Annotated in this window: 4 protein-coding genes; 2 read left to right on the forward strand and 2 right to left on the reverse strand. The window is 70.2% G+C overall.

What is annotated here, in order from left to right:
* Positions 1 to 284: 284 nt before the first annotated feature.
* Positions 285 to 698 carry a hypothetical protein gene (locus EF918_RS10080; RefSeq protein ID WP_125643934.1) on the forward strand — a complete coding sequence of 138 codons (414 nt, stop codon included), beginning with the start codon at positions 285 to 287 and terminating at the stop codon, positions 696 to 698.
* An 80-nt stretch (positions 699 to 778) separates the two neighbouring features.
* On the opposite strand, the gene EF918_RS10085 is transcribed toward EF918_RS10080, so the two are convergent.
* Entirely contained in the window at positions 779 to 1,201 is a 423-nt protein-coding gene (locus tag EF918_RS10085; RefSeq protein WP_125643936.1) for a DUF5959 family protein, read from the reverse strand.
* 120 nt (positions 1,202 to 1,321) lie between these two features.
* Complete coding sequence (locus EF918_RS10090) at positions 1,322 to 8,578, reverse strand: polymorphic toxin-type HINT domain-containing protein (RefSeq protein WP_125643938.1); 7,257 nt, start codon at positions 8,576 to 8,578, stop codon at positions 1,322 to 1,324.
* Between the two features lie 319 nt (positions 8,579 to 8,897).
* On the opposite strand from EF918_RS10090, the gene EF918_RS10095 reads away from it, so the two are divergent.
* Entirely contained in the window at positions 8,898 to 13,811 is a 4,914-nt protein-coding gene (locus EF918_RS10095; protein ID WP_125643940.1) for an FG-GAP-like repeat-containing protein, read from the forward strand.
* Positions 13,812 to 13,864: the final 53 nt, after the last annotated feature.

The following is a 13,864-nucleotide window of genomic DNA, read 5'->3' on the forward strand; positions in this document are numbered from 1 at the left end:
GGCCGCGGTGCCGTCACCCTCGTGGCTCGCGGTGGCGGGCGGGGAGCGGCTACCCGCGGGGGCGGCGCGCACCGTCCTCCCATGCGCCGAGGGGCGGACCACCTCCAGGGGCGGGTGACCCGGACTCCTGCGAGGGGCGACGTCCCGTGGTCGGACGTCGGCGACGCCGGCCGGGAGCTGCTCGGCTGCTGCCCGCTTCCAGCGCCCTTGTTCACATCATCAGTCGGGCGCAGCCTGAGGGTGCGCTCCCCGGCGCGCCGTTGCCCGACGGATACGATGTGGCCATGGGCGTGCAGGCGGTGGTCGCGGCGCTGATCGACGAGGCGGAGCAGCAAGCGCAGGACGGGGCGTGGGAGCTCACTCCGACCGATCGGGCTCTGGCGCTCTCGGTGGTGGCAGGTCTCGCCGGGGCGGTCGACGCAGCGCCGGCGCAGGAAATGTTGCCGGCGATCGAACGCCTGGCGCAGCTGCGGGAGGCGGTGGCGGTGTTGGCGATGGCGCTGGCCCGCACCCACGGCCGCCTTGCCTGGTTTCTCGCCGCGTGCATCGAAGCCCTCTCGCCTGTCCTGCACTGGCGAGCACTGCCTGCAGGAGGGCTCCGCGCCTTCGACACCGTACGCCCGACCCCCGAGCAGTACACCGATGCCGAGCATGCGGTCCGCGCGCTGGCCGCTGCCCTGACCCGCCTCGCGGCATAGAAGCCGAACCGACGTGGTGGTCCGCGGCCGAGTGGACCTGCGCTCGGCCAGCGGCGCACCCTGCCCCGGGCAACCCCGGCTCAGCCGTGGCCCGTCCCGTGGGTCTCGGTGAAGGCTTGCAGGAGTCGGCGCTGTTCGTCGAGCCAGTCGGCCTCCAGTCCGATCGGCACCGTCACGGTGACCATGGACAGGGACTCGTCCTCGATGACGACCTCCGGGCACTCCCGTTCGCCCCACAGGCGGATGCCGAAGGAGGGGCCGCTGTCGGGCTCCATCCAGGTGGTGTCGTGGCCCGCGGCCAGGGCGTCGAGCGTCGTCCGCCACTCGGCGAGTCGGCGCGGTGAGAGGAACAGCCACAGGCGGCCGGTGACGAACGAGGTGCGTACGACGATCTCCGCGTCGAAGCAGCCGGGCTCGGTCGGGTGCGGGCCGAGGGCCCGGACGGAGACGGAGTTGTCCCCGTCGGTGAGGTCGATCAGGTTCTGCGGGAAGGTCGTGGTCATGGTCACCATGTTCCAGGGGAGCAGGGGAAGCGGGGGAAGCAGGAAGCGGCCTGCCGGTTGTCCGGCAGGCCGCTTCCCGTTCTGTCAGGCGTCAGTCGTCAGTCGTCAGTCGTCGCCAGGCTACATATGGAATGTCTTCTTTCGGTGCCAGCCGTTGTCGTCGAACGCTTCGATCACGATCGCATACGGTTTGTCCGCTCCCGGATGGTATTTGGGAGTCGACGAGTAGAGGATCGTGTTCTTGCCGTTGAAGACGTGGTCCGCGATCTCCATCTCGAAATCGTTCATCGGCCCGTTGTCCACCTTGGCCGTGGTCGTCACGAGGTTCTCGTCGATGCGGCCCGATCCGCCCAGGGCCTTGGGCAGCAGGTGACCCCGCGCGTGGCCGGCGGCTTCGCCGCCGAAGCCCGGGGGCTTGATGCGCTGCACCGCCTTGGTGCCCTTGGTCGTCGCCGGTGACACGATGGCGACGATGCCCGAGCGCTGGCCGTTGCTGATGCTGCCGTAGTCGACGTCGACGTTCTGGCCGGTGCCGTTGCAGTTGTGGACCAGGAGCGGGCTCGCACCCGCCAGGGCGTAGTACGTGTGGTGGTTCGCGACGGTGAGGTTGTGGACCCGCTTGTGCTGCGTCCACGCCTTGACGGCGGTGACCTGGACCCACGTGCCCGACGAGGTCTGCAGCCACTGACCGGCCTTCAGGTCCTCGGCGCGCAGCCAGTCGCCCAGTGCCGGGACCCAGAACGGGTGCCCGTCGGTCGCCGTGATCGTGTCGGTGGCGCTGCCCCGGTCCCCGTCGGTGTCGATCGTGACCTCGACCAGGTTCTTCTGGCCCTCACCCACGATGAGCGCCGCGACCGGCTCCGCGGTCGTGGTGCCCGACTCCGGATCGGTGGCGAGGACCTCCTCGCCCAGCGCGATCTGCTCGATCGGCTTGGTGGAGCCGTCGGCCATCAGGACGTTGGTCCCCGGCACGAAGCTGTTGCAGGTCTCGCCCGCCTCGGGGTCCTTCTTGGCCGCCTTCTTGGGCTCCTCCGCCTTCGTGGCCTTGCCGTCGCGGTCGGCCTTCTTGGCCTTGGCCGCGGACTCCCTGGCCTGGCGTGCCGCGGTGGCCCGCGCCTCGTCGGCCTTCCTGGCCGCTGCCGCCGCCTGTTCCTGCGCGGCTCTGCGCGCCGCTGCCGCTTCCTCCTCCAGTTTTCGGGCCCGTTCGGCCGCTTCCTCGATCTGGCGCTTCCACTCGGCGAGGTCCTCGGCGTACTTGGCCATCGCCTGCTGGTACTTCTGGGCCCTGGCGATGATGTCCCGGGCGAGCGCCAGCTTGCTCATCCAGCCGTTGAACGCGTCCCAGGCCCGGTCCAGGGCCTTCAGGATGCGCTTGGCCTTGCCGGCGAAGGGCAGTGCCGCCTCGAAGGCGAGTCCGGCGCAGGCGCCCCAGTCGCCGCCGAGGCAGTCGCGGATGTCGTTGTAGCCGGAGGCGTCCTTCAGGATGCCGACGGCGACCTCGAGTGCCACGTCCAGGGCGCTGCGGCCCTGGGCCCACTTCGCCCAGGCCAGTTCGGCGTCGGTGAAGTCCTTGACCGGCATGACCGGCGGGGCGATGGACATACCGCTGGGGTCGCTGAAGGTGACCGGCGAGTTGGCCCCGTAGGTGTACGGGTTCTGCTGCTTGGGCTCGTTGAAGTCGACGATCGGGTCGACGGACAGGAACCGTCCGAGCGCCGGATCGTACTCACGGGCCCCCAGGTGGACCAGGCCCGTGGAGTCGTCGGTCTCGCCCCCGACGAAGCCCTTCTTGCCCGGGAACACCTGCGGCGTCGCGCCGCGCGCCTCGCCGAACGGCATGAACTTGCGCCGGGTGATCTCCCCGGTCGCGGCGTCCACGGCGGTGTTCGCGGTGCCGTTCTGGTCACCGATCAGGTACGACGTGGAGAGCGTGCCGCCCTTCGCCGTCCGGACCATCGTCGGGCCGGCGGGGTGGGAGAAGTACCGGTTGCTCTCGAACGCCCCGGACTTGGTCAGCTTGATCTCGCTGCCCGGCAGGTACAGCGTCGTGCCGGTCGGGTCCCGCTTGATCAGTCGCTTGCCGCTGGTGTCGTAGAGGAACTCCGTGGTGGTGGAGCCCTGGGTGACCTTGCTCAGGCGGCCCTCGACGTCCCATTCCAGGTTCTGCTTGTCGCCCTGGACGGTACGCGAGACGGTGTTGCCCAGCTCGTCGTAGGTGTACGACTCGGTGCGCGAGCCCTGCGGGCCGGTGGTGTCCACCGTGCGCAGCGCGTTGGCAGCGCGCGTGCCGGGAGTGCCGTACTTGTAGGAGCGGACGACGTCCTTGGTGAGGTCACCCGTCGGCGCGTGCTGCACCTCCTTGGTGCGGTTGCCGGCCGCGTCGAAGCTGTACGACGTCCAGTACGGGTTGGGGCCGCCGACCTTGGGCGTCGAGCCCGGACCGGCCGCGCCCGGCTTCGCCGCGCAGTCGTCGGTCGCCGTCCACGCGTCCGTCATGCGGCGCATGTAGTCGTACGCGAAGCACTGCGTGTCGGTGACGCCGGCGCTCTCCGGACCCTCCTTGTCCGTGATCTTGAGGACGTTGCCGATGGTGTCGTACTCGTACGAGGTGTCGTTGATCCGGCCGGGGGCCTTCTCGCGGTCGTTGACGCGTCGCGTGAGGCGGCGGGTCTGCTCGTCGTAGAAGTGCGTGGAGTACAGCTGCGAGCCGGCCTGGCCGGCCTCGGTGCGCAGCACGTCGCCCATCGGCGAGTAGTCGACCTTGCCCACGAACGTCTTCCCCGCGACACCCATGATCGTGGGGAGTTCGAAGTGGTTGTAGGCCATCGTGACGCGTTCGGCGGGCAGTCCGCCGACGGCGGGCTGCTGGGTCCACGCGGTGAGGCCGGTGTTCGGCCGGTAGCCGGTGGCGAACGTGTAGGTGCCGGCCAGGGCGCCCTCGGACTTCGGGATGGTGATCGAGCTGCCCGTCGGCCGGTACTCGGTGTCGTAGCCGGTCACCGCCTGGGTGTAGGCGTTGCCGCCCACGTACCGGGTCGAGGACACCGGCAGGCCGACCGCGCCCGGGAGGGTGTCGTAGACCGCCTCCGTCAGCTTGGTGCCCTTCAGCGAGCCCTCGTAGGTGGCCGTCGTGCGGCCGAGCACGTCGTACTCGAGCGCGACGGTACGCCCGCGGGAGTCGGTGATCGACTCCAGCCGGTCGCCCTTGCCGTAGGCGCGGGTCGACATGCCCTTCTCGGGGTCGGAGTTCCTGACCAGACGGCCGCGCAGGTCGTACTCGAACGTCCAGGTGTCGCCCGCCTCGTTGGTGACCGAGGAGAGCTGGCCGCGGTGGTCGTACTGGTAGCGCGTCTTGTCGTAGGCCCCGGTCGGCGCGTCCGAGCGGAAGAAGCGCAGCTCGGTCTTGCGGCCCTGCCCGTCCAGGAAGGCCCGGGTGGGGGTCTCGCCCGTCGGAGGGTCGACGGTGATGTTGTCGCCGCCGTACGTGGTGGTCGTCCGCGAGGTCTCCTCGCCGAACTTGCGGGAGATCTGCGCGGTCGGACGGCCGGAGCCGTCGTACTCGGTCAGGGTCGAGGCCGAGACCTCGTTGTCCTTGGGCGCGAACTGCTCACCGGAGGCCGTGCCCGCGGTGTAGTAGGCGCCGTTGGACTTCCAGACCTGGCCCAGGCTGTTGTAGAAGGTGTCGCTGATGACCCGGCCGCCGCCGAGCGCCTCCATCTGGGTCTGGCGGATGCGCAGGCTGCTGTCGAAGATCTCGTAGCTGCTGCGGTACGTGCCGTCGTCGAGGAGGCTCTTGGTGGTGATGACCACGGGCTTGTCGGGACGGACGTCGTAGGAGAACTCGGCGTCCGGCGACTTGGTGTCGGGGTCACGGTCCGGCGACCAGGCCTTCGTCAGACGGCCGAGCGGGTCGTACTGCATGACCGTGCGCCGGTTGTTGGTGTCCTGCTTGGCCAGGACCGAGCCGCGGCCGCGGTCGGTCTCCACCGTCTGGGTGTGGCCCAGGGGGTTGGTGGTGACGGTCCTGGTGACGATCTGGCCGGCGGCCGGGGTGTAGTCGGTCCGGGTGACCTTGCCGAACACGTCGGTCATGGTCCGCGGGCGGCCGTAGGCGTCGAACGTCAGCGAACCGTCGGTCGTGTACTGGGGCTGGCCGTTGGACCAGCCGGACAGCGACTCCGTGCGGGAGAGGTTGCCCTGGGCGTCGTAGTACATGCGGGAGTCGGAGACCAGGTGGTCCGGACGCTTGACGTCCTTCGCGCCGCACGCCTTGCTCACCGTCTCGATGCGCTTCTGCCGGCCGATGATCCAGCGCGCCTCGTCCGAGTCGTACTCGAAGCGGGTGCAGGTGTCGTCCTTGGCGTCGGCGAGGTCACCGAGGTTGGAGACCCACTTGGCCAGGCCGCGCTCGTCGAACTCCGTCTGCTGCGACGTACGGCGCCAGCCCCGGTTGTCGGAGAGCAGGATGCGCGAGGCCACCTCGGTGGTGCCGTGGACGTACGCCTCCAGCGGCTCGATGCCCGGGCGGGCGCGGGTGGCCGTGGGGCCGTGCAGCCACGGGGTGTACGTGGTGGCCGCTTCGAGGGCGCCGCCTTCGCCGTTGTAGGCCAGGACCTCACGGGTCTGACCGGCGAACAGGCGGTGGTCGGTCATCTCCGCGCCCTCGGAGTCCTTGACCTTGACCGATTTCCTGCCGCCGGACGGGGCGGCGCGGTCGCCGTCGAGGCCGCGGAAGAAGAGGGTCTCCGTCATGGAGCGCTTGTCGGGGGCCGCGCCGACGAACGTGCGCACGCGCTCGTAGCCGCGCCACTGCGACCACGTGCGGGTGCCCGGCCGCATCAGCTCGGTCTCGTCGTCGTACGCCCAGGCCGGCTTGCCGAGGTACTGGTACTCGGTGACGCGCGTCGGCGAGTTGCCGTTGCGGTCCTCCTCCTGCACCCGGTCCACGACGTGCTTGTGGAACCAGTCCGTGACGTAGAGCTTCTTCTCGCGCTTGGGGTCGCTCGGGTCCGGTATCTCGGAGATCACCGGGAAGCAGCGCAGGGTGTTGGACTCCGGGGCGTCCGGGAGGACCCGGGGGTTCGCGGCCCGGCACTCCGGCTCCTTGAACTGCACGTTGACGGTCGACCCGGTCTCGGTGTCGATCGCCTCGATGCGGTAGCGGTAGTACGGCGGCTTGCCGTCGCCCATGCCGTCGACCCGGTTGGGCAGTTGCTTGCCCCGGAAGGTGACCGGCGGGAGCGCGATCTCCTTGCCGTCCTTGTCGTTCTTGCCGATGTGCTGGATGGCGGCGAGCCACAGCGGGTAGTCGGTGCCGTCACCGGTCGTCGGGAAGTCCTGGGTGAGCTTCCAGGTGTCGACCGGCTTGTGGGTGGTGCCGTCCCAGACCTTGGTGGTGATCTCCGTCAGGCGCTTGCGGGAGAAGAAGGTCGGGGTGAACCGGCCCTTGCACTCCTCGCCCTTGGCGCACAGCTGGTCGCCGGGGGTGTCCGGCCACATCTTGGCGATGTTCCAGTCGACCTCGGGCTTGAGCTTGGCCGGGTCGCAGTCGAAGTCCTTGGTCTTCAGGCAGCGTTCGGCGACGGTGAAGTCGACCTGGGCCGGGGCCGGGGCGAAGAGGTTGTCCTGGCGCAGGCCGTACGAGATGTGGTCGAGCCAGCCGGCCCGGTCGTAGGCGCGGGCCGTGGAACCACCGGCGATCTTGTAGTTCGACCCGTAGTGGTTGACCTCCTTGTTGTACCAGTAGGTCATGGCGTTGCCGCGCGGGTCCACGACGTGGTCGAGGTTCCAGCGGTACACCTGGTTGCACACGGAGTCGGCGAAGTCGCCGGGCTTGAAGCAGTCCTCGCCCGGGTGGTTGCCGTAGACCGGCACCACCAGCGCCGAGTTCGTCAGCGGCTTGCCCTCGGTCCAGCCGGGGACCTTGTTCAGGCCGAAGTGGAACTGGATGCCCTGGGGGGTGGTGACCCGCCAGTACTCGCCCTTCTTGTCACCGTTGTCGGCGCCGGTCAGCAGCTCCACCCGGGAGCCGTCGTCCTGGGACGGGCGCCAGGTGCCGCTCTTGTCGTCCCGGACGAGGGTCGTGGAACCGCCGTTGAGGGACATGGTGACCATGGAGACGGCATGGCACAGGTCTCCCGTGTCGTCCTTGGGGTTGTTGAAGCCGGAGCCTTCCTTCTTGTCCTGGCTGCAGGGCGTGAAGGAGCGCTCGATGTAGTTGGACCCCAGGTCCCAGCCGTCGCCGACCCAGGAGGTCTGCTGCGCGGAGGCCGAGGTGCGGCCGTCGATGGCGGCACTGGAGTAGCCGAGCGCCAGCGAGGGGCTCGGGCCGCCGAGCGAGGCGGGGATCTCCAGCGGGTAGGACCAGGAGAAGTCACCGGCCGATCCGCCGGCCTGCCAGGAACCGGTCGGGCTCAGGGAGGTGGCCTTGAACGTGCCGTTGGCGCCGTCCGCGCTCGGGGCGGCGGCCAGTACGGTCGCCGGTGCCGCGGCGGGTGCGGCGGCCATCGCCGCGGCGCCGGACCTGGCGTGCGGGGCCGGTGCGGCGGCGGGCGCGTCGAAGGTCGCCGTCAAGGTGCCCGTGCGGGGGTCGTTGGTGGCCGTGACCGGGGTGCCGGTGCGGCACTCGGCGCGCTCGGGCGTGGTCAGGGCGCAGGCGGGCAGCGCGGTGAAGCGCAGCCGGGAGCCCCAGCTGCCGCCGTAGGCGTTCTTGAAGGCGTTGTAGTCGAGCTCGACCGAGACCGGGGCTCCGGCGCCACCGCTGTCGGACCGCTGGACCGACAGCAGCAGGCCGCCGGGTACGCCGGCCTTGCTCGCGGCGGCCCGGTCGTGCAGGCCGACCTTGACCTTGACGTCGGAGGCGGGCAGGGACTCGGCGGGGGCGGCCGCGCTCGGCGCGGAGCGGCCCTGGACCTTGGCCTGGTCCGGCTGGTCCCGGTCCGGCTGGTCCCGCTGTTCCCGCTGGGTGACGGCGTTGCCGGCCGAGACCCGTACGGGCAGGGAGCCGGCGCGGGCCTGGGTGACGGCCGGGGCCACCGGGCCGTCGGCGGAGGGCGCGGCGAACATCCGGCCCACCGGGGCGGCCTTGGGGGTGGGTACGGCGACCTCGGCCGTGCCGGCCGCGGGCCAGGCCACCTTGGGCGGGGCGGTCCACTTGTTGCGCTGGGACTCACCGGGGCCGGGCGCGGGCTTGCCGGTGACCGGCGAGCCGCTGACCTTGGTGAGGCGCTGGAGTTCGGGCCGCTTCGCCGCGTCGGCCGCGGCGGCGGGCGGAGTGCCCAGGCCCGTGACGAGGAGGGTGACTCCGAGAAGGGGAACGGGCCAGCGCCATGCGCGTCTGCGCCGCGCATCGCTAGCGTACCGATAGGGATTACGCAAATTATATCCCGTGACAGGTAGCGCGTGTTTCAGAATATACACGCTTTCGAACAACTGCCGAGAACGTAACAGCAGCCGCCCGGAAGGCCCTCACGAGAGGTCTCCGGAAAGGGATCCGGAATTATTTGTTCCGCCCGATACCACTCCCCGCATTCCGTCAAACCGGACATACGTGTACAGTGAAACGGAAGCCGGGATTCCGAATATCGGACGGTGCCGACTTCCATGAGAAGCTCGGCGCGACCGAGAAAACACACGTGCGCCCGAGCCGTTCTCCCGGACGCCGGCGGACGCACGGATCGACCACCGAGGAACATTCGTGAGACCACCTCTGGCGCGCCTGCGCGCCACCGATCCGCCACCCCGCTGGAGGGCGTCCGCACTGGTCACGGCGCTGGCGCTCACCGCAGGCCTGGTCGCGGTCGCCCCCGGAGCCGCCTCGGCCGCGACGGCCGCAAAGGCCGCCGGCGCGGAAAGCGCCCCTTCCGCGGGCGAGGGAAAGACGGCCGCGGCCGAGGCCAGGCGGACCGGCAAGCCGGTCGAGATCGTCGGGCAGCGCACGGAGACGGACGAGGTCTGGGCGAACCCCGACGGCACCTTTACGGCCGAGCGCGCGCTGGTGCCCGTACGGGTCCGCAAGGCCGGAAAGCTGGTACCGGCCGACGCCACCTTGGAACGCGGGAAGAACGGCACGCTGACGCCGAAGGCGGCGGACATCGGGCTGGCCTTTTCCGGCGGCGGCGACGCGCCTCTCGCCGTGATGTCGAAAAACGGCAGGAACGTTTCTCTGACCTGGCCGCAGCCCCTTCCCGCGCCCAGGGTCGAGGGCAGCACCGCCCTGTACCCCGAGGTGCTGCCGGGCGTCGACCTGCGCGTCACCGCGCACGTGGACAGCTTCGCGCACGCCCTGATCGTCAAGACCCGCGAGGCCGCCGCCAACCCGGCGCTGGCCCGGCTCGACTTCCGGCTCAAGGGCGAGGGCCTGACCGTACGCGCCGAGGCCGACGGACAGCTGCACGCAGTGGACCCCGCCGGCCAGACCGTCTTCGGCTCGGCCAAGCCCCAGATGTGGGACGCCAGCGGTGAGAACCCGCAGGCGGGCGCCGCACCGGCCACGCCGGGCACGAAGTTCCTGCGCTCGGCCCCCGCCGCCGGCCCGGCCGCGTCGGAGGCACCCCAGGCCATCACGAACGGCACCAAGCAGGCCGACCTCGGCGTCCAGCTGGCGGGCGAGAAGCTGACGCTGACCCCCGACCAGCAGCTGCTGACCGCCCCCACCACGCGCTACCCGGTGGTCATCGACCCGACGTGGGACGCGTGGAAGCAGGCGTGGACGATCGCGTACAAGCACAACGCGTTCCCGTCCTCGGCCGGCACCAACTACTGGAACGGCGGCACGCTCAGCAAGGACGCCCGCGTCGGCTGCGCCAAGGACGCCCAGAACGGCAACGCGGTCATCTGTGCCAAGACCTTCTTCCAGGTCGGCATGAAGGACTACTGGGACAAGCAGATCCTGGAGTCCACGCTGCGCATCAAGCAGAAGTACGCGGGCTCGTGGAGCTGCAAGTCCGGTGAGGTACAGGTCTGGGACACCGGCACCATCTCCAAGTCCACCACCTGGAACAACCAGCCCGACTGGCAGCGGCTCGTCGACTCCACCGGCCAGTCCTACGGCGGCCGCAGCTGCCCCGGCGACGGTGACCTGCTCGAACTGAACGTGAAGTCGGCCGTCCAGGAAGCCGCCAAGAAGCACTGGGGCAACTGGACCTTCGGCCTGAAGGCCGCCAAGGACACCGTCGACGTCTCCTGGCGCAAGCTCGACCCGAACAGCGCCCGGATCTCGATCAAGTTCAACACCCCGCCGCCGGCGCCGAAGGACCGCTCCACCGACCCGTCCGTGCCGTGCACCGGCGGCGTGATCGGCATCACCGACCAGGTCGTGCTGCGCGCCCGGATCACCGACAAGGAGGACACCTCCCTCCACGCCGAGTTCCACTACTGGAAGGACGGCACCACCGACCCCGTCAAGACCAAGGTCAAGGTGACCAACGGCAACATCGCCCAGCTGCCGATCCCGGCCGCCAAGCTCGACGGCACCTACCGCTGGGACGTCCGTACGCTGGACGGCGTCACCACCGGCCCGTGGGCCGGGCAGTGCAAGTTCACCCTCGACCGCACCCGGCCGGACAAGCGGCCGAGCGTGACCTCGGCGCAGTTCCCGGAGAACACCGACGACCCGGACAAGGTCCCCTTCGTGCGGACCAAGGGCAGCTTCACCGTGGGTGCCAACGGCGTCAAGGACGTCGTCGCCTACCGGTACTGGACCGACTCCAACCCCAAGGTCGAGGAGAAGCGCGCCGCCGGCGCGGGCGGCTCCGTGGAGATCCCGTACGAGCCGACCACGGCCGGGCCGCAGCGCCTGTTCGTGCGCAGCGTCGACGCCTCGGGCAACCCGTCGGACCTCAAGGAATACCTGTTCTACGCCAAGCGCTACCCGACGCGTGACAAGCCGGCCGACCTCAACGGCGACGGCACCACCGACATGTGGAGCGTGGACCCGGGGTCCGGCCAGCTGTGGATGCACCCGGGCAAGGGCGACGGCTCGTTCGCGCTGTCGCAGCAGCTCGACCGCGGCTCGTTCGCGGACGTCACCTCGCTGACCCACCGCGGCAGCTGGAACGAGGACTACTACGAGGACCTCGTCACCCTGCGGCCGAGTCCGGACAACTCCCGCCAGAACCTCTACGTCTACCCGGGCCGCGGCAACGGTGACCTGGAGGACGCCGAGGCCGAGCGGATCGAGCTCCAGGTCGGCAACCCCGACGCCGACGACCACTGGGCCAACGCCGAGCAGGTCCTCGCGATCGGCAGCGTCAACGACGACAACGGCGACGGCAAGGTGGTCGAGGTCGAGCGGGCCGAGGACCCGAACACCAAGGCCGACCAGCCGGACCTGCTGGTGAAGTCCGGGGACCAGCTCTGGCTGTACCTCGGCTCCCCCGTCGGCTTCCTCGACGCCGTGTACGAGCCCATCCTGCTCGGCAACGCCGACTGGAAGAACATGACGCTGATGGCGCCGGGCGACCTCAACGGCGACGGGCTGCCGGAGCTGTGGGCGCGTGACACCACCACCGGCAGGATCCACCAGTACACCAGCCGCAAGGCCACCGACCCGGCCTCGCCCACGGCCGTGGACCTGACCGTGTACGCCGACGCGTCGGTGCGGGCCACCTCCATCGGCAACGGCTTCCCCGGTAGCACGTACGCGCACCTGACGAGCAACGGCGACTTCGAGCGCGACGGCTTCGCCGACCTGTGGTCGCGGGACGGCGACGGCCGGATCACCGAGTTCCCGGGCCGGGCCGCGGGCACCGACGGCTCCGTGTTCGGCGCCGGCCGGCAGCTGGTCCTGGGCGGAACGTCCTGGTCCGAGTGCCAGGAGTTCAGCTCCACCGGTACCGGCAAGCACAGCCTGTGCGGTCCGGTCCTGGCCAAGTTCCTGGCCAAGGGCGGCACGGCGAAGCTCGGGTACCCGAGCACCGACGTACAGGTCACCGCGGACGGCGCGGGTCGCTTCGTCCACATCCGCGGCATCGGCCAGACGGCGGACAACGGCTCGATCTACTGGCACCCGAGCACCGGTGCCTGGGTCGTGTGGGGCTCCATCCGGGCCAAGTGGCTCTCGCTCGGCGCGGAGAAGGGCATCATGGGGTACCCGACCTCCGACGAGTCGCCGACGTTCGACGACGGCCGGTTCAACACCTTCTACTCCCCCGTCGGTGGCAAGGGCGGCATCTTCTACTCGAAGGACACCGGCTCCTGGTCGGTGCACGGAGCCGTCTACGGCAAGTACGCCGCACTGGGCGGCCCGGCGAGCGAGCTCGGCTACCCGGTGACCGACGAGACGTCCACGGCGGACGGCGTCGGCCGCTTCAACCACTTCCGCCAGCGCTCGGAGACGGGCGAGACGGGCTCCATCTACTGGACGAAGGCCACCGGCGCCTGGTCGGTGCACGGCGGGATCCGTAAGAAGTGGATCGCGCTGGGCAGCGAGAAGAGCTGGCTGGGCTACCCGACGTCCGACGAGTGGGAGGTAGCCGGCGGCCTGCGCGAGGACTTCCAGAACGGATACGTCCGCTGGAACAGGACGACGGGCTCGACCGTCGACCACAAGCCCGGCGACCGCACCGCGGACCAGCGCATCGACCTGTCGGGCGACTTCAACGGCGACGGCCGCACGGACCTCGCCACGGTCTACGACTACGGCGACGACACCACGGCCCTGTGGGTGCTCGACGCCCGCCCCGACGGCGGCTTCGAGGAGCCGACGGTCCGCTGGACCAGCGCCAAGGGAAGCTTCTCGACCGACCGCGCCAAGTGGGTCGCCGGGGACTTCAACGGCGACGGCCGCACCGACATCGGCGCCGTCTACGGCTACCCCGACGGAACGAGCGCCCTGTGGTCGTTCCTGTCGAACACGACGGGCACCTTCACCCCCGTCAAGGGCCTGACCGCCGCGAAGGGCTCCTTCGACTGGTCCAAGGGCATCTACCTCGCCGGTGACTTCAACGGCGACAAGAAGGCCGACATCGCCATGGTCCACGACTACGGCGACGGCGCGGCCGGACTGCACACGTGGACCTCGAAGGGCGACGGCACCTTCAACGGCGCCGTCGCGAGCTGGAAGGTCCCCGCGGGCAACTGGTGGATCTTCCACGCCACGTTCCGCGCGGGCGACACCAACGGTGACGGCCGCGACGACATCCTCGCGCTGTACGGCTACACGGCCGGCGGCGTGGCGATGTTCACCTTCCCGGCGCAGCCGAACGGCGGCTTCGGGAACCCGGTGAAGTCGTGGACGCAGACCAAGGAGCAGTGGGACTACGCCCGGACCAAGTTCACGGTCGGCGACTACAACGGCGACGGCCGTGAGGACGCCGCCCTGATGTACGACCACGGCAACGGGCACGCGGCGCTGTTCACGCTGCTGGCCAAGCCGGACGGCACGGTCGGGGAGGCGGTCCGCAGCTGGGACACGCCGGACGAGAACTGGTACGCCTCGAACGCCGGCATGCCGGTGTCGGGCGACTCGGACGGCGACGGCCGGGCGGACGTCCTGACCATGTACAACTACCACAGCGGTGCCACGGGCGCGTTCACGTTCAAGGGCCGTCCCGACGGCGGCTTCGAGAACGGCTTCCTGAGCTGGCAGACGATCCCGGGCACGTGGTGATCCACCACGACGTGACCGCGGTGATCCACGGCGTGGTGATCCGCGGCATGACC

This window comes from Streptomyces sp. WAC06614, from assembly GCF_003949795.1.
Classification (GTDB): Bacteria; Actinomycetota; Actinomycetes; order Streptomycetales; family Streptomycetaceae; genus Streptomyces.